Origin of the sequence: Actinopolymorpha sp. B9G3, assembly GCF_040120725.1 — a bacterium.
Taxonomy (GTDB): Bacteria; Actinomycetota; Actinomycetes; order Propionibacteriales; family Actinopolymorphaceae; genus Thermasporomyces.
Window position 1 is genome coordinate 59293 of record NZ_JBEEAB010000021.1, and the last position, 18235, is coordinate 77527.

At 69.2% G+C, this 18235-nt stretch carries 13 protein-coding genes; 8 read left to right on the top strand and 5 right to left on the bottom strand.

Going from position 1 to position 18235, the window contains the following annotated elements; translation table 11 throughout:
* Positions 1-44: 44 nt before the first annotated feature.
* Together ABNF93_RS27820 and ABNF93_RS27825 are read right to left on the bottom strand one after the other, a co-directional pair.
* Positions 45-950 (bottom strand): methyltransferase, encoded by a 906-nt coding sequence (locus ABNF93_RS27820; protein WP_349331166.1) that lies wholly within the window; start codon positions 948-950, stop codon positions 45-47.
* Positions 951-1083: 133 nt separating this feature from the next.
* Complete coding sequence (locus ABNF93_RS27825) at positions 1084-2229, bottom strand: HNH endonuclease signature motif containing protein (RefSeq protein WP_349331167.1); 1146 nt, start codon at positions 2227-2229, stop codon at positions 1084-1086.
* 188 nt (positions 2230-2417) lie between these two features.
* Here ABNF93_RS27825 and ABNF93_RS27830 point away from each other — a divergent pair, with 188 nt between their 5' ends.
* Positions 2418-3167, top strand: a complete 750-nt coding sequence (locus tag ABNF93_RS27830) for a hypothetical protein (protein ID WP_349331168.1) — start codon at positions 2418-2420, stop codon at positions 3165-3167.
* Here the strand turns inward: ABNF93_RS27830 and ABNF93_RS27835 are convergent.
* Positions 3158-4036, bottom strand: coding sequence for a bifunctional 5,10-methylenetetrahydrofolate dehydrogenase/5,10-methenyltetrahydrofolate cyclohydrolase (locus ABNF93_RS27835; protein ID WP_349331169.1), 879 nt, complete (start codon positions 4034-4036; stop codon positions 3158-3160). The two genes, ABNF93_RS27830 and ABNF93_RS27835, sit on opposite strands and share 10 nt — an antisense overlap.
* Entirely contained in the window at positions 4033-4668 is a 636-nt protein-coding gene (locus tag ABNF93_RS27840) for a cyclodeaminase/cyclohydrolase family protein (protein WP_349331170.1), read from the bottom strand. The genes ABNF93_RS27835 and ABNF93_RS27840 overlap by 4 nt, the downstream gene beginning before the upstream one ends.
* A gap of 98 nt (positions 4669-4766) precedes the next feature.
* On the opposite strand from ABNF93_RS27840, the gene ABNF93_RS27845 reads away from it, so the two are divergent.
* The 3 genes from ABNF93_RS27845 to ABNF93_RS27855 all read left to right on the top strand — a co-directional run bounded on the left by ABNF93_RS27845 (position 4767) and on the right by ABNF93_RS27855 (position 12247).
* On the top strand, positions 4767-5585 hold the full coding sequence (locus tag ABNF93_RS27845; RefSeq protein WP_349331171.1) for an aminoglycoside phosphotransferase family protein: 819 nt from the start codon (positions 4767-4769) through the stop codon (positions 5583-5585).
* Between the two features lie 193 nt (positions 5586-5778).
* Positions 5779-8847 (top strand): patatin-like phospholipase domain-containing protein, encoded by a 3069-nt coding sequence (locus tag ABNF93_RS27850; RefSeq protein WP_349331172.1) that lies wholly within the window; start codon positions 5779-5781, stop codon positions 8845-8847.
* Positions 8848-9037: 190 nt separating this feature from the next.
* The gene (locus tag ABNF93_RS27855; protein ID WP_349331173.1) at positions 9038-12247 is read left to right on the top strand and encodes a glycoside hydrolase family 38 N-terminal domain-containing protein; all 3210 of its coding nucleotides are present in this window, start codon (positions 9038-9040) and stop codon (positions 12245-12247) included.
* 20 nt (positions 12248-12267) lie between these two features.
* Here the strand turns inward: ABNF93_RS27855 and ABNF93_RS27860 are convergent, their stop codons facing one another.
* Complete coding sequence (locus ABNF93_RS27860) at positions 12268-12570, bottom strand: putative quinol monooxygenase (RefSeq protein WP_349331174.1); 303 nt, start codon at positions 12568-12570, stop codon at positions 12268-12270.
* 118 nt (positions 12571-12688) lie between these two features.
* Here ABNF93_RS27860 and ABNF93_RS27865 point away from each other — a divergent pair, with 118 nt between their 5' ends.
* The 4 genes from ABNF93_RS27865 to ABNF93_RS27880 all read left to right on the top strand — a co-directional run bounded on the left by ABNF93_RS27865 (position 12689) and on the right by ABNF93_RS27880 (position 18230).
* Complete coding sequence (locus tag ABNF93_RS27865) at positions 12689-13762, top strand: tartrate dehydrogenase (protein ID WP_349331175.1); 1074 nt, start codon at positions 12689-12691, stop codon at positions 13760-13762.
* A gap of 301 nt (positions 13763-14063) precedes the next feature.
* A complete protein-coding gene (locus ABNF93_RS27870; protein ID WP_349331176.1) occupies positions 14064-14630 on the top strand; it encodes a hypothetical protein in 567 nt (188 codons plus the stop codon).
* Positions 14631-14821: 191 nt separating this feature from the next.
* Complete coding sequence (locus ABNF93_RS27875; RefSeq protein ID WP_349331177.1) at positions 14822-16213, top strand: MFS transporter; 1392 nt, start codon at positions 14822-14824, stop codon at positions 16211-16213.
* A gap of 172 nt (positions 16214-16385) precedes the next feature.
* Positions 16386-18230 carry an alpha/beta fold hydrolase gene (locus ABNF93_RS27880; protein WP_349331178.1) on the top strand — a complete coding sequence of 615 codons (1845 nt, stop codon included), beginning with the start codon at positions 16386-16388 and terminating at the stop codon, positions 18228-18230.
* Positions 18231-18235: the final 5 nt, after the last annotated feature.

The window sequence follows — 18235 nt, forward strand, 5'->3', positions numbered from 1 at the left end:
AGTGTGCCGTGCCCTTGCCGTTGGAACGCCAGGGGGCAGCGGCGTCACTGCCTTTCTGGGTCGTGGGGGCGGCACTCGACGGCGAGGTGCCCGGTCGGGAGGTGCCTGGTCGCATGGACCTCGAGCCCGGCCGCGCGGGCGAGCTCGCCGAAATTGGTGAGGCGTCGATCCTTGCCTCCCATCAGGACTGTCTCCGGTATCAGGGCGGCCGACCTTCCTGCGCCGTCGGAAACCCCACCGACGATCAGAACCCGGCCATGGGGGTGTGCCGCTTCGGCGCAGCGCTGCAGGATCGCGACGGCCTCGCGGTCCGGCCAGTCGTTGAGGATGGACATCAGGAGGTAGAGATCGGCCTTGCCAGGCAGCAAATCGAAGAAACTCTGTCCATGTGTGGTAACGCGGTCGGCCACTCCTGCGGACCGGAACGTCGAGTCCGCGCGTGCGACTGTCCTCGGCAGATCGACCAGGCTGGCATGGATGTGTGGATGCGTACGCAGGATTTCCGCGAGCAGCGCGCCTGTGCCTCCGCCGACATCGACCACGGTGCGCACCGAGTCCCAGTCGCCGGTGACCAGGATGTCGGTGTCTGGGGTGCCATGTCCGGCGGGGCCCATGAGATCGTCGAAGCTGGCCGCGACGTCCGGATGGGCGTCCAGGTCCTCCCAGAACGGTCGGCCGAAGACTTCATGGTAGGCGGGCTCTCCGGTGCGTACGGCCTTCAGGAGCGTGCTCCATGCGTGTGCCATCCTGCCGCCGATGCCGTCGAGGTCGAGGAAGAGGTGCGTACCAGGGTCGAGCAGCGCGCGTGCGGTCTCGTTGATCGCGAACCGTCCGGCCGTGGGCTCGTCGAACACGCCCTTGGTGACGAGGTGCGAGAGCACCCGGTAGAGGACGTCGGGATCGCAGCCAGCCGCCGAGGCGAGGTCGTCAATGCCGACGGTCGTATCCATGTCTGCCGCGGCATCTGCGCGCGCCGGCCCGCTGCCGTCGCCCTCGCCGCCTGTCGTCCTGTCAGCCTCTGCGGTGTTGTCTGCGTCTGTGGTCCTGCCTGTCTCTGCGGTGCTCTCTGCGTCCGCGAGGAGTTCAGCGATGCGAAGGGTTGCCACGACCCGAACGCACCACGGCGTGCAGAGGTCGCTGAGGGCTCCGAGGTTTGCCGACATGAGCGCCATCCTGCCGGTGAAGTGGACAACTACCAACCCCTACGTTCGATGTCTTGTGTTGCGTAAGGGTTCTCGGGTTCTGCTGATCCATTCGGGTGGGACATATTCCGGCATGCCGTCGCCGGCTATGCGTACGGTCCAGGCTCCCTGGTGGATGAGGCGGTGGTGAAATGCGCACAGCAAGACGCCGTTCGCGACCGTGGTTTGGCCCGCCTTTCAGCCAGGCGATCACATGGTGGCCCTCACACCATGATGGCGGGCGGTCGCATCCAGGAAAGGCACATCCGCGATCCCGGAGTTCGAGCAGCCGGCGGGTTTTGCCGACGAAGAGCCGGGTGCCGTCGGTGAGTGCTTCTTCGCCGTTGATGGTGCCCCTGACGCTGATCTTCGCATCGCAGGCCATCCGTTGGGCGGTGCGCGCCGAGATGGGGGTGCCGGTGCGGAGCAGGGTGGCGTAGCCGGTGCCATTGGCGAGGTCGTTGCTGTCGATGCGGATGACCAGGTGCGGCTTCTCACCAGCGTGGGATGGTGATTCGCCGGAGTTGAGGATCGTTGTGCCGATCTTCGTCAACTCCCCGGGGTGAAAGGTGCGGGCGTGCTCGAGCATGGCGTGTTCGGCGTCGAACCGTGCATCTGGTCCGGCCTCGGATGGTAGGTCCCGCATCGTCTGGGCGATCACGTCGGCGGTGTCGGCGCTGATCCGGCCGGTGTTCATCTCGGTCCGAGTCATCACCAACGATGTGTCGAGATCTCTGGCAAGTTTGACTTTCCGACTGGCCTGGCCGAGACGTATCCGCAGGATGTCGGACAGCCAGCTCGTGGTGGAGGTGGCACCGGCGGTCTTGCCGAGGTCGCGACGATCGGCCTCGCTGATCGCGGCCAGCAGTCCGGCGTCGCACTGGGCGATCAACCCCTGCAGGTCAACCAACAGGTCGATGAGTTCGCCCTCGCCCATCGACCACAACGCCGGCGGCAACTCCTCACCGAGCCGGCTGCGCATGCGCGACACCACCACCGACAACGCATTCGCCTGCTGCGGTGTGGTGCGCGTGGTCCCCGTTTCCATGATCCAACCATAGCCGCGACCACCGACAACCGAGCCGCGAAAGCCCTGTAGAACAAGGGCTGTTCCATGATCATGAAAGGAAGGGCGGCTATACGCCGAGAATCCTTCATGATCTCGATCATGATCACGGGGCGGCGATCTCGCTGGCCGTACAATGCCCGGATGTTCGGGTGAGAGGATGCGGATCGTTGGAACAGAGCGACGGGGCGAGTGTTCGGGCCCGTGGGCGGCAGGCGATTCTCGCCGGCACGATCAATCCCGAGCAGCCGCTCCACGACGGTGGTCGCTGGGGCATCAGTGTGGTCTTCCGCTCCGCTCATCCGGTGATGCAGGTGCTGGCCGACCTGGGGCGCGAGGCCGACGCGGTGGCAGGCGCTGGGCACTGGGCGCACGGACCCGGCGACATCCATTTCACGATTCGCGCGCTCGAACCGCACCGGTCGTGCGTCCCGCGCGACGATCCCCGACTTCGTACGTACGTCCGGGCGTTGGACGAGGCGGCCGAGGACCTCCCTGCACTCCGCATGGTCGTCCGCGGCGTGAGCCCGCACCCAGGTGGCATTGCGGTGGTCGGCTACCCCCGCGACGACACCGCGGACGAGCTCCGTCGACGACTGCGAACGATCCTGGAGCGGTACGCAGTGCCACCGATCGAGACCCGGGTCCGCACGGGTTGGTACGCCCATCTGGTCCACTTCGCCGCGCCCGTTCCCGACACCGGGGCCGTTGTCGCATGGTGCGATGCGCGCAAGGACCTCGAGCTGGGGGAGCTCGAGTTCGGTGCCGCCGAGCTGATCAGCTGGCACCAGCCGGACCGCGCCTGCGGCGTACGTGGCTCGTACCTGCACCGCGCGGTCCTTGCCGGCGGCGGGCATGACTCGCTCCTGCACCGCGCGGACCTGAAAGGCAGCCACGCCACAGGCAACACTCAGCCCTGACGAGCAGCCACCGAGCCGGAGAGTCGCGCCGCCGCCTGCACGGTGTGGTGCAGCAGCATGGCGGTGGTCACCGGTCCGACGCCGCCGGGCACCGGTGTCAGCGCTCCCGCCACCTCGCCCACCGCCTCGGCGTCGACGTCGCCGACGAGCTCACCGTCCGGGGTCGGGTTGGTCCCCACGTCGATCACCACCGCGCCCGGGCGTACGTGCGAGGCGTCGATCAAACCCGGCCACCCCACGGCCGCGACCAGGACGTCGGCCTCCCGGCAGACCGCCGCCAGGTCGCTCGTTCGCGAGTGGCACACGGTCACGGTCGCGTGTTCGGCCAGCAGCAACAGGGCAGTGGGTTTGCCGACGACGGTCGAACGCCCGACCACCACCGCCCGCCGACCGGAGAGGGCGACGCCGGACGAGCGCAGGATCTCCATGACGGCCGCCGCGGTTGCCGGCGCGAACGCCCCGGAGATGCCCGCCGCGACCATGCCGAGCGACGTCGGGTTGGCCCCGTCGACGTCCTTCGCGGCCACGATCGATCCGGCGACCTCCGACAGCGTTGTGCCCGTGGGCAACGGCGTCTGGCAGACCACGCCGTGCACGGAGGGATCCGCGGACAGCTCCGCCAGCCGTCGCGCGATGTCCGGGCCCGACGCCGACACCATCGAGTCGACCTGGCAGTCGACACCCACCCGTTCGCCCGTACGCCGGATCGACCGGACGTACCACGCCGTCCCTTCGTCGTCGGTCGGCACGACGATCGCGAGCGTCGGGACGACCGGCTCGCCCGGCTCGCCCCGAAGCCGCTCGGCCGCGCGGGTCGTTCGTGCGTTGACGGCCGCCGCGATCGCCCTGCCGTCGATGAGAGTGCTCATGCCCCGATCTCCTTGCGTACGGCGTCGACGACGCTACGCCCGGCACTGACCTGCAGACGATGGCGCTCGACCTCCGCTGTCAACCGCGTCTTGACATCGACATCGCGGAGGGACCGCAGGTTGATGTCGGCGTTGACCCCCGCCGACTCCAGGCCGGCCACCGCAGAAGCCGCGGCGACCGCGATGTCGGAGACGACCGAAGGATTGGAACGACCGAGCAGGCTCTCCGCCAGCCCGACCACGCGCGCGGCCGCAGCGGCGATGTCGATGGACACCTCCGTGGCGCGGACGGTCGCGGCCCGGATGGCGGTCGCCCGCGCGGCCTTGTCGGCGTCGGTCACCTTGGGGAGCCGGAACGTCGCCATCAGGGCGTCGAAGGCCTCGGCGTCCTGCGCGACCAGTTCCACGGCGCGGGTCCGCAGCTCGTCCGCCTCGTCGCGCACACGTGTCACGTGCGGGTGGTGTTCGGCGTAGGACTGCCTGCCGATCGTGAGGTTGGCGACCATGGCGACGAGCGCGGCGCCCATGGCGGTGCTCATCGCGGCTGCGGCTCCACCCCCCGGCGCCGGGGCGGCCGATCCGAGGGCGTCGAGCCAGGCACCGATCGTCTCGTCGTGGGTGGGTTTCGTCACGATGATCCCCCAGGTGAGCAGCAGTCGCTCACAGTACCGTCGCCCTCCGCCCCCACCGCATTGGGCCATCGCACGGGAGTCGAGCTAGCCTCCCGTCCATGGCCGATCACGTCGATCACGTCGATCACGGCGACCACGCCGTACGCGGAGGGCAGGAGCCGCCGCCGCGACGTGTCGAACGGGTCGGCGAGACCATCCGCCGCCCGGTCGCTCCCTGGACTCCGGCCGTCCACGCTCTGCTGCGGCATCTGGAGTCGGTCGGGTTTCCCTACAGTCCGCGCGTGCTCGGTTTCGACGAGCAGGGCCGCGAAGTGCTCACGTTCCTCGAAGGCGAGTCCGGTCCCGCCGGCTGGGCCAAGGTCGTGCCCGACTCGGGGTTGCGCGCCGTCGGTCGGCTGCTGCGGGAGTACCACGACGCGGTAGCGGGCTGGCGGCGCGACCCCGACCTGCTGTGGTCGAGCGGCATCCAGGAGCCCGGCGATCCGGACAACCCCGACGAGATCGTCTGCCATGGTGACTTCGGCCCGTACAACCTCGTGTGGCAGGGAGACCGGCCCACCGGCATCCTCGACTGGGACTTCGCCTATCCCGCACCGCAACGCTGCGACATCGTCTACGCCGTCGAATACCTCGCGCCGTTCCGCAGCAATGCCGAGTGCATGAAGTCGCTCGGTTATCCGGAACCACCCAACCGCCCGCATCGCGTCGCCGTCTTCGCCGAGGCCTACGGCCTCACCTCGACCACCGCGCTCGTCGACGACGTCATCCGTACGCAGCAGGAGACGTACGACACCGTACGAAAGCTGGCCGCGGAAGGCTGCGAACCACAGGCGACCTGGGTCCAGCGGGGATATCTGCACCTCCTCCTCCACCGGATCAGGTGGAGCGAACGCCTCCGCAGCCTCTTCGCCGGCTGAAGCCTGGTTCGCCAACCGACTCCCTGGTTCGCCAACCGAAGCCTGGTTCGAAGGCTGGCGTCCCTCCTCGCCGGCGGGGGCGACGCGAGCGGTCGAACTCCGTTTGTCGACGGTGAAGATCGTGGTGCCATAACCTTGATCTCCGCGGCCTGCGTGTTCCCGCCGGCCGGCCCGCGCGGCAAGGGGGAGCATCGTGTCGGAGGAACGCACCCGGGCCCAGATCCGCATCGTCGGGCAATGGCGGCGCGTCCGCATCACCGTTCTGGTCGTCCTGGTGCTGCTGGCTGTGCAGTGGCCCATGCGCAACGCTGTGCTCGACGCCGACCCGGCCTGGGCCGAACGCTGGGGTGCGGGCATCGCCGGCGGAGTTCCCGCCTGCGTCGTACCCGCGCGGTTGTCGTTGCTGGTCGACGTCATGTTCATCTATGCGTACGTCCTCGCCGCCTGGCGAGCCCGCGACTTCATCTGTGTCCGTGCGCCATGGTCGCGCGCGCTGTCAACGGTTGGTGTCGCGGGCGCCGGTCTTGTCTCCCTGGCCGCCGTGCTCGACGTCGCGGAGAACGTCGTCCTGTGGCAGCGGTTCGGCGCGGCGCCGCGGTCGTCGGGCGGCAGTGCGTGCCCGTCGCTCGAGGTGGCCACGCTCAGTCCGGTGATGTGGCTGGCCTGGCTCGCGGGCGTACTCGTCGTCTGCGGTGCGTTCCTCGCCGCCGTGTTGTCGCGCCGGCAGGTCGAGGGCCCCGAGCCGGCCGATCCGCGGCGCCACGACGAGGGCGGACAGATCATCTGCTGTTCCGGTGGCGGAATCCGGTCGGCCGCGTTCTCCCTCGGCGCGCTCCAGCACCTGACTGACATCGGCGAGTACCAGAAGTCCACGTCGGTCATCGGAGTGAGTGGCGGCGGCTACATCGCGGCGGCCTTCCACATCCTGCGTCGCTCCCTCACCGGCCGGCAGGGCGAGCGGACACCGTTCGCCATCGGTACGCCTGAGCTGGCCCGGCTGCGGCGGCACACGAACTACCTGATGCCGTCGGTGTCGGCGGGCGCGCGGGGCATCATGTCGTTGCTGTACGGCGCTGTCGTCAACCTCGTCCTGATCGGTGTCGGCCTTCGCTTGGTGTCCTGGGTCCTCGGCTGGGCGATCGCCGAGGTCGGCGTCGTCAACGGTCTTGGCACGCCGGACGCCGCGGTCGACTTCGCCGACGTCCCGATGTGGTACTGGCTGGGGGCTCTCGGGCCACTCGCGCTGGTCGTCGTCCTGTTTCTCGTCGAGGTCGTGGTGGACCGGTTCCGGGTGCCGCCGGACTGGTTGCGTACGGAAGGACGTGCGTTCGCGCAGGCCCTCACTCTGCCGGGCTTCCTCGCGGCCGGCCTGCTGATCGGCATGCCCATGTTGCTCGTCGCCGCCAACGACTTCGGGCAGAGCCAGGTGAGCGTGCGCTCGAACGGCGGAGCGGGCGGGCCGGACGGCGCGGGTGACGCCGGCCTCATGGCCGACCTGGCGAACGGTGTCGCGACCGGCCTGGCCAATGCCGCCAGCGGCGTCGCCGGGATCGGCGCCGCAGGTGCCGACACGGCGCTGGACTCGCAGTTCGGCTTCGCGACGCTGGCCGCGTTGGGTGCAGCGTTCCTCGCGCTCGCCCGCTCGGCCTGGAAGGGGTTGGAGACGTTCGACGTCGGTGCTGACTCCCGGGCAGGTGCCGAAGCAGATGGCCGTCCTGGCGCCGTGGGCGCGGCTCGTACGGCGGGCACGTTCGGCGTCGGGCTCCGGGACCGGCTCGTGCGGTGGGCGAGGACGACGCTGGTGCCGTGGCTCGGTTCGGCACTCCTGCTGCTCGCGGGTCTCGTGGTGCTGTCACGGTGGACGGCCGGCTATGTCGCCAGCGAGGAGTGGCGGGCGCGCTGGTGGGTGGCCGCCGTGTGCGCCGGGCTCGTCGTGCTGGTGGCTGTGTTCACCGACGCCACGCGGACGTCGTTGCATCCGTACTATCGCGAGCGCCTGTCCACTGCCTACCTCGTACGGCGCACCGGGCCGGACTCGGCAAGTGCGTACGACTATGCGATGCCGATGCCCTACTCCTCCTGGGGTGGCGCCACCGACGGCGGCCCGCAGTTGACGATCGTCGCATCGGCGAATGCGTTCGACCGCGAGTTCATCCCGCCGGACCGGGGGTGTGTGCCGTTCGTCTTCGATCCGGCGTTCACGGGTGTTGCCGGCGACGTGACCCTGCCGAGCGAGGGACTGGAGTCGACCTCGGCGTACGAAGTGCGCGCGGACCATCGCCAGCGGGACGTCACGATCGCGGGTGCCGTCGCCATCAGTGGCGCGGCGTTCGCCCCCCTGACCGGACGCGAGAACGCACGGACCCGGCCCATGCGGCTGCTCTTCGCGGTGGTCAACGCACGGCTGGGTGTGTGGCTGCCCAATCCGTACTGGGGATCGACCTCGAAGCCGTCGGAGTTCGCCCAGAAGTGGATCGACCGCGCGGAGCATGGTCGCGGTGGCGTGATGGCGCGGGTCATCGCGAAGGTCGCCGACCAGGGGGCTCACCTGGCGAGCGTGGCGGACAAGCCTGGTGCCTACCGGTTGTTCAAGGAGGCGGTCGGGCGCACGTCGCTTTATGACCGGCGGCTCTACGTCACCGACGGCGGGCACTACGACAACCTCGGGCTCGTCGAGGCGTTGCGCCGGCGGCCGCGTCGGATCATCGTCATCGACGCATCCCTCGATCCGGAGGACAGCTTCGCCACCGTGGGATCGGCGATCGCGACGGCGCGGATGGACCTCGGTGTGAATGTCAGTTTCGATCCTCGCCAGGTGCAGCGCCATGACGGGGACCGGGTCCAACGCGGCTGGGTTCGTGGGCTGGCCCGTTATCCCGACGGCAGCGAGGCGGAGGTCCTGCTGGTGAAGGCGATGCTCGCGGGCCAACTCTCCTGGGATGTCGAAGCGTACGCGCTGCGCCATGGCGACTTTCCGCTGCGTTCGACGGGCGACCAGATCTACGGCGAGTTCGACTTCGAGGCCTATCGCGCTCTCGGGCACACGTTGACGAAGGACATGTGTGAACGTCTGTGGGCCCCCGAGGTGTCGCCGGAGGTCGCGCCCGAGGTGGCGCCGGCCGACGTCGAGGGAAGAGCCGGTGGCGAAGGAAGAGCCGGTGGCGAGGCCGAGGTCGAGGGCATGGCCGATGCCGTGGGTGAATCGTCAGGTCATCTGACTACCCAGGAGAACGCCGGGCGGGGCCGGTCACCGGTCGCGTGAACGACCGGCACCTGTGGACCCGCACAGGTCCGTGATCGTGCGCATGCGGTCGCCATCGTCGACGGCTTTGCCGAATCGTCACCTGACCCGCCGTCTCGGGTGACCTTCACGCCGCGCTGGTGGACGAGTAACGTGCGCATGCGATGATCACGCTACGGATCCGAGTCACGACAATGGGTGGGGATGTCACATGACGGCGCGCTTACTCACGCGTAGCGGACGTGCACCCGACGTGCGTACGGTCTCCGAAGCCCTCGCCGCGGCAAGCCTCACCACGTTTCTGCAGGTGAACGGGGTATCGGTGGCGGGGGCGGCACTCCCGCTGTTCCGACGCGGGACCACCGGCGACCTCGAGCAGGTCGTCCGCCTGGTCTTCACGCCGCCAGCCGCCGACGTCCGACGCGTCGAGCTGATCCGACCAGATGGTGGGATCGCCGTGTCGTGGACGGGGTCACTGTTCGGTGACGGCGTACTCGACCTGCTCGTAGCTGAGATCAGGTCACCCGCGACCTGGACGGTCGCGGTCACGATCGCCGGTGCGGAGCACCGTGGCACGTTGTCGGTGGCGCCCGGCCGCAAGCTGACCGTGCATCTCGTCCACCACTCCCATCTCGACATCGGATACACCGACACCCAGGGCGCCGTCCTGCGCACTCAGGTCGACTATCTCGACGCCGCGCTCGAGCTTGCGCGCGAGGGCGAGGACACCGATCCGGACACGCGCTTCCGGTGGACGGTCGAGTCGAACCTTCCCGTCCGGACCTGGCTGCGGCATCGGCCACAAGCCACCATCGAGGAGTTCTGCCGGCTCGCCCGGATGGATGTCATCGAGGTCACGGCGATGCCGTTCAACCTGCACACCGAGATGGCGAGCCAGGAGGAACTGGCGAGCCTGCTCCGCACGGCGATCGAGCTTCGTGAGGTCCACGGCATCCCGATCCGGTCGGCGATGCACACCGACGTTCCCGGCGCGACAACCGGCTGGGTGGACGCGCTCGCCGAAGCCGGTGTGCGGTATCTGTCGGCCGCGCACAACTGGGCCGGGCGTTCGGTGCCGTACCTCGTGGACGGGCAGGACCTGACGCGACCGTTCTGGTGGCGTACGCCTGGCGGAGCGCGCCTGCTCACCTGGTTCACCGACAGTGCGCACGGTGCGGCGTACCTGGAAGGAAATCTGGTCGGACTGTCCACTTCCTATACCGACACGCTTGCACTCCTGCCGATGTACCTTCAGGCGCTCGTGACCCGGCCGTTTCCGTTTCCCGACGGCGTTTTCGGGCTCTCCGGCATTCCGGAGAGCGCCGAGATCACGAGACGTCCGCATGAGTTCGACCTGCTCCAGCTTCGCGTCCAGGGACGGCCTTCCGACAATGCCGGGCCCAGCCGAACTCCGGCGGAGATCGCACGACGATGGAACTCCGAATGGACCTATCCGCGACTGGTGTGCGCCACCAACGGTTCCTTTCTCGCCGCCGCCGAAGCCGAGATCGGTGACCAGGTGGCCGAGCACTGCGGTGACTGGGGCGACTGGTGGGCCGACGGTGTGGGTGCGGGAGCCCGCCCGCTCGGCTACAACCGTCGTACGCAGGGAATCGTACGAACGGCCGAAACCGTCCACGTGCTTGCCGATCTGCAGCTGGGAATGCGGCATCCGGTCCGCGAGACCGTCGACTCCATCTATGACAAGGTGGGCCTCTTCGACGAGCACACGTGGGGCGCGGCGAGTCCCTGGCATGACCACGAGGCGGGTGTGGACTCCGGCGGCCTGCAATGGACGCGCAAGCAGGAGTATGCGCACCAGGCCTATGACGAGGCGCTGGACCTGCTGCAGGGTGGAATTCACCGTCTGGGCGCGGGTGTGGGATCCGCGACCTTCACCGACGTTCTCGGCTCGCTGGCGGTCTACAACACGACCGGTCAGCCGCGTACGGACCTGGTGCGGGCATTCGTACCAGAAGGCCAGCTGAGCGGAACCCCTGTCGAGGAAGGGTTTCTGGCCGTCGTCGACACCCGCAAGGACGAACGGGTGCCGGTACGGGTCACGGCCGCGGACGGCCCGGCGACACCGCGTGGGTGGGAGCTGGAGTTCGTGGCGCGCGAGGTCCCCTCGCTGGGATGGGTACGTTTCGACCTCGTGGCCACCGGTGAGCCGTCCGATGACGCCGTCACCGAGACTGCCACCGGCAGCGGCAAGGACGCCTTGACAGTGCCGGCCGCCGTCGCCCACGACGAGCTTCCTCCCGGACCCAAGTCGGCGTACCGGCTGGCCAACGACTACTACGAACTGACCTACGACCCGACCCAGGCGATGGTGACCTCGATCGTGGATCGACGCGCCGGTCGGGAGCTCGTCAACCCGCACGCGTTGACCGGGGTCAACGAGTACATCGTCGACACCTATGGATCGGCCGCTCATGTCAACCACCTGTCAGGGCGGGTACGGGCGTCGGACCTCACTCTTCTCACCGCACGGCAGGTGGGGCGCCACGCGGTTGTCCTTCGTACGCGGCATTCCGCGCTGGGTGACGAGCTCGAGGTCGAGGTGAGAGCGCCCGGGGTCGATCGGCTTCGCACGACGATCTCGTTGCATGCGGGAGTTCCGCGGGTCGACATCACCAACCGGATCCAGAAGCCGGCAAGCTCGACGAAGGAGAGTATGTATTTCGCGTTCCCCTTGGCCGGAACGAGTGAGCCCCTCTACGAGCTCACCGGCTCCGTTGCCGGTGCCGGTGTTCCCCACGTGCCGGGAGCGCCGGCGCACATGCACGGAATTCGGCACTGGGTGGGAATCCGCGAGGACGACTATGCGATTGTCTGGGCGACGCTCGAGTCACCGCTCGTACAGTTCGGCACGATCGCGTTGCCCTACCAACCGTTCCGGTCCACGATCGATGCCGAGGTGCCGGAGCCGTCCACGATCTACTCGTGGGTCGTCAACAATCTCTGGGATACGAACTTCCCTTCCCAGCAACAAGGCGAGATGACCTTCCGATACGCGATCGCCGGCTCGTCCACCGAGTCCGTTCAGGCGCTCGGCGCGTTGACCGCGGCAGGACTCACCGATCCCCTGGTGCCCATCGTCGCGGCTGGTAAGGGAATCGCGCCCCTCGTGTCCTCGGGAAGCCTGCTGGCGGTGAACACACCGGACGTCATGGTGAGCAGCGTGGGACGGCCGCGTGACGGATCGGACGGGATCGCGGTGCGACTGCGGTCACTCGCGCTCGACACCGTCGATGCCGAACTCACCCTGGAAGGGTTCGACGCGTCGGCGGCGGCGCTCAGCACGCTCGTCGAGTACGCGACGCCCGACCTACCGGTGGAGGAGGTGCCGATCGGGGACGGCCGGGTGACGGTACGACTGCCGGCGGGAACGTCGCGTACCCTCCTGCTGCGACCCTGACCCGCGAGGAGTCGCGACTGTCAGGGGATCTCGGTGGGGGTGGCCTCGAACACCCGGATCTTCGCGGGCCCTTCGGCCGAGTCGGCGAGGACGCTGTCGAGGGCGGCCATGTGCGAGCTTGCCAGGTGGGCTTCCAGGGCTGCCGCGTCCCGCCACTCCTCCACGCAGGTGAAGAGGCAGTCGTCCTCGAGGTCGACCACGAACGCGTAGTGCAGGCAGCCGCTGTCGTCGCTGCGGGTGGCATGCTGCATCGCGATCAACGCCGCGATCGTCTCCGTGCGTCGTTCGGGGCGGGAGCGGAACACCGCGTGTACGACGATCATGCCTCAACCCTATGCCGTCGTCCCGCCTGCGGTGTATTGCGGGGAATGGCCGGGTGAGGCGGTCCGGTCGACGAGACACGAGCGCCGCGGACACCCACGACATGCTGAGATCGGCATCATGAGCGGAAGTGGAAACGAGACGCGTACCCACCGGATCGCGGTCATCCCGGGCGACGGGATCGGTGTCGACGTGACCGCCGAGGCGTGTCGGGTGGTCGACGCCGCGGGCAAGGCATACGGCTTCGACGTGGAGTGGACGTCCTACGACTGGAGCTGCGAGCGCTACACCGCCACCGGCCGGATGATGCCGGACGACGCGCTCGACCAGCTCCGCCCCCACGACGCGATCCTGCTCGGCGCCGTCGGTTATCCCGGTGTCCCTGACCACATCTCACTGTGGGGCCTGCTGATCCCGATCCGCCGGGCGTTCGAGCAGTACGTCAACCTGCGCCCGGTGCGGCTGCTCCCGGGCGTCCAGTCTCCGCTGGCCGGCCGGACCGCGAGCGATGTCGCGATGACCGTCGTACGGGAGAACTCCGAGGGCGAGTACTCCCGGGTCGGCGGGCGGCAGGGCGTCGGTGCGGACGAGATGGCCATCCAGACGTCGGTGTTCACCCGGCGCGGTGTGGAACGTGTCGTGCGGTACGCGTTCGAGCTGGCGCGGGCCCAGGACCTCCCGGTGTGCTCGGCCACGAAGTCCAACGGGATCGTCTACTCGATGCCGTTCTGGGACGAGGTCTTCGCCGTGGTCGCCGCCGACTACCCCGACGTCGCCTCGGAGCAGTGTCATGCCGATGCGTTGGCCGCGCGGATGGTGCTGGCGCCGGAGCGACTCGGGATCATCGTGGGGTCGAACCTGTTCGGTGACCTGTTGAGCGACCTGTCGGCAGCGGTGGCGGGCGGGTTGGGCATCGCGCCGGCCGCCAACATCAACCCTGAACGTACCTACCCCTCGATGTTCGAGGCCGTCCACGGCTCGGCCCCCGACATCGCCGGGCAGGGCATCGCCAATCCGGTGGCGCAGGTCCTGACCGCGGCCATGATGCTCGACCACCTGGGTGAGGCCGGCCCGGCGGCCGGGATCGAGACGGCGGTGGACGCGGCGCTCGCCGAGCCCGCCCATCGCACGCCCGACCTGGGCGGCCGGGCGACGACGACGGAGTGCGGGTCGGCCATCGTGGCGGCCCTGTGAGTTGATCCGGAACCGCGCGCCTGCGAAGGTCTCCCCGGCTGGGTGCCGATCCCTTCCAACAGGTCGGGGCTCGGGTGCGGCGCGGCACCGAACTCGTCGCGTTTTCAGCGCGTTCTCCAGCAGTTCCGGATCATCCGGGATAACGTCTTTTGGTGGGCCGGACTCACCCGGACGGAATTCGCGGAATGATCGATTTCTTAAAATATTCTCATCGTCGCGGCGCCATACATGGATTGTTTGCCGAGTGGGCTGACCACTGCCTTTCGGCATGCGGTGTGGCTGACGCGATCTCGGGTCGATCATGAGGAACGAAATCGCCGCCGTGCCGGCTGTCTCCGCCGTGCCGGCCGTCTCCCCGGCGAGATTCGTTCTCGACCGCGCCGCCAACCTGGCCGTTCGCGTGTGGATGCTGTCTGTCGTCCTGTTCGGCACAGCGCTGCTCTCCGGCGCCGGGATCATTCAGACCGTACGCCAGCTTCCCTTGTGGATCTGGGCTCTCGTCATCGTGGTTCTCGCGCCGCCGGTGATCCAGGCCCGAAGCTGGAAGCGTGCCTCGGTGGCGACGAGGGGTCTGGTGCGGTGGAAGGGCCGGGTCGCGCTCATTCTCCTGTTCGAGGCCGCGAACTACTCGCTGCTGTATCTTCTCGGAGTCGCGTTGGGCGGAGAAGCGGAATACCAGTCGCACATGAACGCGTACGTCACGTTCATGATGAGTGCCGGCACGAGCTACCTGAGTTTCCTCGCCGTTTTCTACTGCGCCTGCACATTGCGGTTTCCGATCATCGACCGCCTCGCGTCGGTGATCTCGCGTCCTCCTGTGCGGTTGCCGTCGCCCGCCAGGTCGACGTCCGGTAATGCCCTTCGCTAGCCTTCGACGACCCACGTGGCAATGGACCCGAACGATTGCCGATCGAGGACAGGGATGCTCGCCAAGGGAGACGAACGTCCAGGGACTGGACATGGTCGGCTACCGTAGGCGCGGCGCAGGGTGCTCCCGGGGACCGGTGTCGTTCGCCGGAGCACCTCTCAGTGCCGTGCAGGTCGAGGGAAGGGTCGTAGGTGTCAAGTACCGCCGGTCAAGGCGACCCTGACACCTCATCCCCTGATCCAGCCTCACCCGCCGATCCAGCCTCATCCGCCGATCCAGCCTCACCCGCCGATCCGGCACCGACCGGCAACGGCCGGCGGCGGCGGTTCGACATCCGCAAGATCGTGGTCGACACTCGCCCGCTGGCGGTCCGCCCGTACCGTCGGCTCTGGACGTCCACGATCGTCACCTCGGTCGGCAGCCAGCTCACGGCGGTCGCCGTCCCCAAGCAGATCTACGACATCACCGGCTCGTCGGCGTACGTCGGACTCTCGGGTCTCGTCGCGCTCGCCCCGCTGGTGGTCTTCGCACTGTGGGGCGGCGCCATCGCCGACGCGGTGGACCGACGGAAGCTGCTGCTCGTCACCAACACCGGGATCGCGGTCACCTCGCTGCTGCTGTGGGCACAGGCGGCGGCCGGCATGAACTCCGTCTGGGTGCTGTTCGTCCTGCTCGGCATGCAGCAGGCCTGCGCCGGTGCGAACCAGCCGGCCCGGAGCGCGTCGATCCCGCGGCTCGTGCCCGCGCACCTGCTGCCGGCGGCCAACGCCCTGAACTCGACCGTCTTCCAGACCGGTTCGATCATCGGCCCGCTGCTGGCGGGTTCCCTGATCCCGGTCCTGGGTCTGTCCACGCTCTACCTCATCGACTCCATCGCCCTCACCGTGACGATCTGGGCGGTGTACCGGCTGCCGCCGTTGCCGCCGCTGAACGGCGCACCCAAGCGGGCGGGGCTCCGCCATGTGCTCGAGGGGTTCGCCTACCTCGCGACGCGGCGGATCCTGCTGGTGTCGTTCCTCGCCGACATCATCGCGATGGTGCTCGGGATGCCGCGGGCGCTCTTCCCGCAGATGGCGCAGGAGACGTTCGGCGACCCGCCCGGCGGGGGTCTCGCGCTGGGCGTCCTCTTCGCCGCCATCCCGCTGGGCGCGGTTCTGGGCGGCCTGTTCTCCGGGGTGTTCTCGCGGGTACGCAGGCACGGTGTCGCCGTCGTCCTCGCCGTCTGTGGCTGGGGCCTTGCGATCATCGGCTTCGGCCTGTCGCCGTGGCTGTGGCTGGCGGCGGTGTTCCTCGGGCTCGCGGGCGTCGCCGACCTGGTGAGCATGGTGTTCCGCGGCACGATCCTGCAGACCGCGGCGACCGACGAGATGCGTGGCCGGATGCAGGGCGCGTTCACCGTGGTGGTGGCCGGAGGTCCTCGACTCGCCGACCTGCTGCACGGAACCGCCGGTGCCGCCGTGGGTACGTCGATGGCGGTGAGCGGCGGTGGCGTCCTCGTCGTCGTGGTGATGCTCGCGGCGGTGGCGGCGTTCCCGGTGTTCTGGCACTACCGCGGCCCCGGACCGGAGAAGAACGAAACCTGAGTACGCGCCGGCGCCGCCGCCGATCAGCAGTGCACCTGAGCGTGCGTGCGCCGGAAGGCCACCCGTGGACGACGTCCCGCGACATTGGCCGGCGACGGTCAGAGTCGGACAAGTCACCGCATTCCGGCCTATGCTGCGGCCACCTTGCTCGCCCGGCCGGTAGGGGGCCACCGTGCGCCGACGGTATTCGACCATCCCCGTGGGCGCGGCCGCGCTCGGGTTGCTGGCGACAATGGCGTTCACCGCCAGCGCCCCGCCTTCGCGGGCGGCGCACGCGGTTGGCACCCCATCGGTCGGCGTCAGGACCGTCCAGGTCGACGTCACCGTCGGACCGGCCAGGGACACCACCTGCCGGATCGTCGGCGACCTGTACCAACCTGCGACCGCCACCGCCGAGACGCCCCAGCCGGCGATCCTCACCACCCACGGCTTCGGCGGCAGCAAGGACGACCAGGCCGGTCTCGCGCACCGGCTCGCCGAGCAGGACTACGTGGTGCTGGCGTACTCCGGACTTGGTTTTGGTGGTACGCAGTGCAAGATCCACCTTGACGACCCCGACTGGGACGGCCAGGCGGCGCGCCAACTCGTCGACTACCTGGCCGGGCAGCGGACGGACGCCGACGGCGACCGGCTCGACCTGGTGGCCCTCGACGGTCCCGGCGATCCCAAGGTCGGCATGTTCGGCGGCTCGTACGGCGGACACGTGCAGTTCGCGGCTGCGGCCGTGGACGACCGGATCGACGCCCTCGTCCCGGCCATCACGTGGAACGACCTCGACTACGCACTGGCTCCCACCAACGCCGGGCTCACTCCCGGCACTGTCACCTCGGCCGAGCCGGGTGTCTTCAAGCGGATGTGGGCGGACCTCTTCGCCGCGCTCGGCGTCCTGCGCGGCGCCGAGCACGCGCTCGGCGACCCGCGCCGGCTGACCGGCTGCCCGAACTTCGCCGACCAGATCTGCCCGGCGCTGATTGAGGCCAACGTCGCCGGCTTCCCGTCGGCGCAGACCCGCGCCATGCTGCGCCACGCGTCCGTCGCGTCGTACGTCGAGAAGGTGCGCGCGCCCACGCTGCTGCTCCAGGGGCAGGACGACACCCTCTTCAACCTTCAGGAGGCGATCGCCACCTATCGCGCCCTCGACGCGCAGGGGACGCCGGTCCGCATGGTCTGGCAGTCGTGGGGACACTCCGGCCAGACGCCCGCGCCGGGTGAGATCGACCTGAGTGGCGCCCGCGACCCGATGACGACGTACGAAGGCCGCCGGGTGCTGGACTGGTTCGCCTACTGGCTGCGCGACGACCACACCGCCTCGCTCGGGCCGCCGCTCGCGTACTTCCGCGACTGGGTCCGCTACGACGGCGCGGCACCCGCCGGCGCTGAGCCCGCCTACGGCACCGCGGACGCCTACCCGGTGGGCGGGACCCAGCGGTTGTACCTGTCCGGCGACCGGAGCCTGACCCCGGTGCCCGGCGATGTCGTCGCCGGCGCCCAGACCTGGGTCAACCTCGCCGCGGGCGTGCCGTCGTCGTACTCCGAGCTGCCGCCGGAACTGGAGGCGATCCCGCCGTACGACACGGCCGGTACGCACGCCGCCTGGACCACCGCGCCGCTCACCGGCGACGTCGAGACCGTGGGCGTGCCGACCCTCGACGTCACGCTGCGGTCGCCGCTGGCCGGGGTCACCCAGGCCACCGGACCAGGTGGGCGGCTGATCGTGTTCGCCAAGCTGTACGACGTGGCGCCCGACGGTGCGCTCACGCTCGTCCACCGGCTGGTCTCACCGGTCCGCGTGGCCGACGTCACCGACCCGAGGCCGCTGCACATCGAGCTGCCCGGCATCGTCCACCGCTGGCCGGCCGGCCACCGCATCCGGGTGGTCCTGGCCGCCAGCGATGCGGTGTACGCCAACAACACCGCGGTCCTGCCGGTGACCGTGCGGACGACGGCCGCGGATCCGCCGGTCCTCACCCTCCCCGTCCTGGGCCCGGATGCGGAGCCCGCCCGGTCTGGCCGATGATGGGC

Bases quoted from the DNA above. Each gene is read 5' to 3' on its own strand.
- ABNF93_RS27870 (WP_349331176.1), top strand. From the start codon at position 14,064: ATGAGGAACGAAATCGCCGCCGTGCCGGCTGTCTCCGCCGTGCCGGCC.
- ABNF93_RS27865 (WP_349331175.1), top strand. From the start codon at position 12,689: ATGAGCGGAAGTGGAAACGAGACGCGTACCCACCGGATCGCGGTCATC.
- ABNF93_RS27855 (WP_349331173.1), top strand. From the start codon at position 9,038: ATGACGGCGCGCTTACTCACGCGTAGCGGACGTGCACCCGACGTGCGT.
- ABNF93_RS27820 (WP_349331166.1), bottom strand. From the start codon at position 950: ATGGATACGACCGTCGGCATTGACGACCTCGCCTCGGCGGCTGGCTGC.
- ABNF93_RS27860 (WP_349331174.1), bottom strand. From the start codon at position 12,570: ATGATCGTCGTACACGCGGTGTTCCGCTCCCGCCCCGAACGACGCACG.
- ABNF93_RS27825 (WP_349331167.1), bottom strand. From the start codon at position 2,229: ATGGAAACGGGGACCACGCGCACCACACCGCAGCAGGCGAATGCGTTG.
- ABNF93_RS27845 (WP_349331171.1), top strand. From the start codon at position 4,767: ATGGCCGATCACGTCGATCACGTCGATCACGGCGACCACGCCGTACGC.
- ABNF93_RS27835 (WP_349331169.1), bottom strand. From the start codon at position 4,036: ATGAGCACTCTCATCGACGGCAGGGCGATCGCGGCGGCCGTCAACGCA.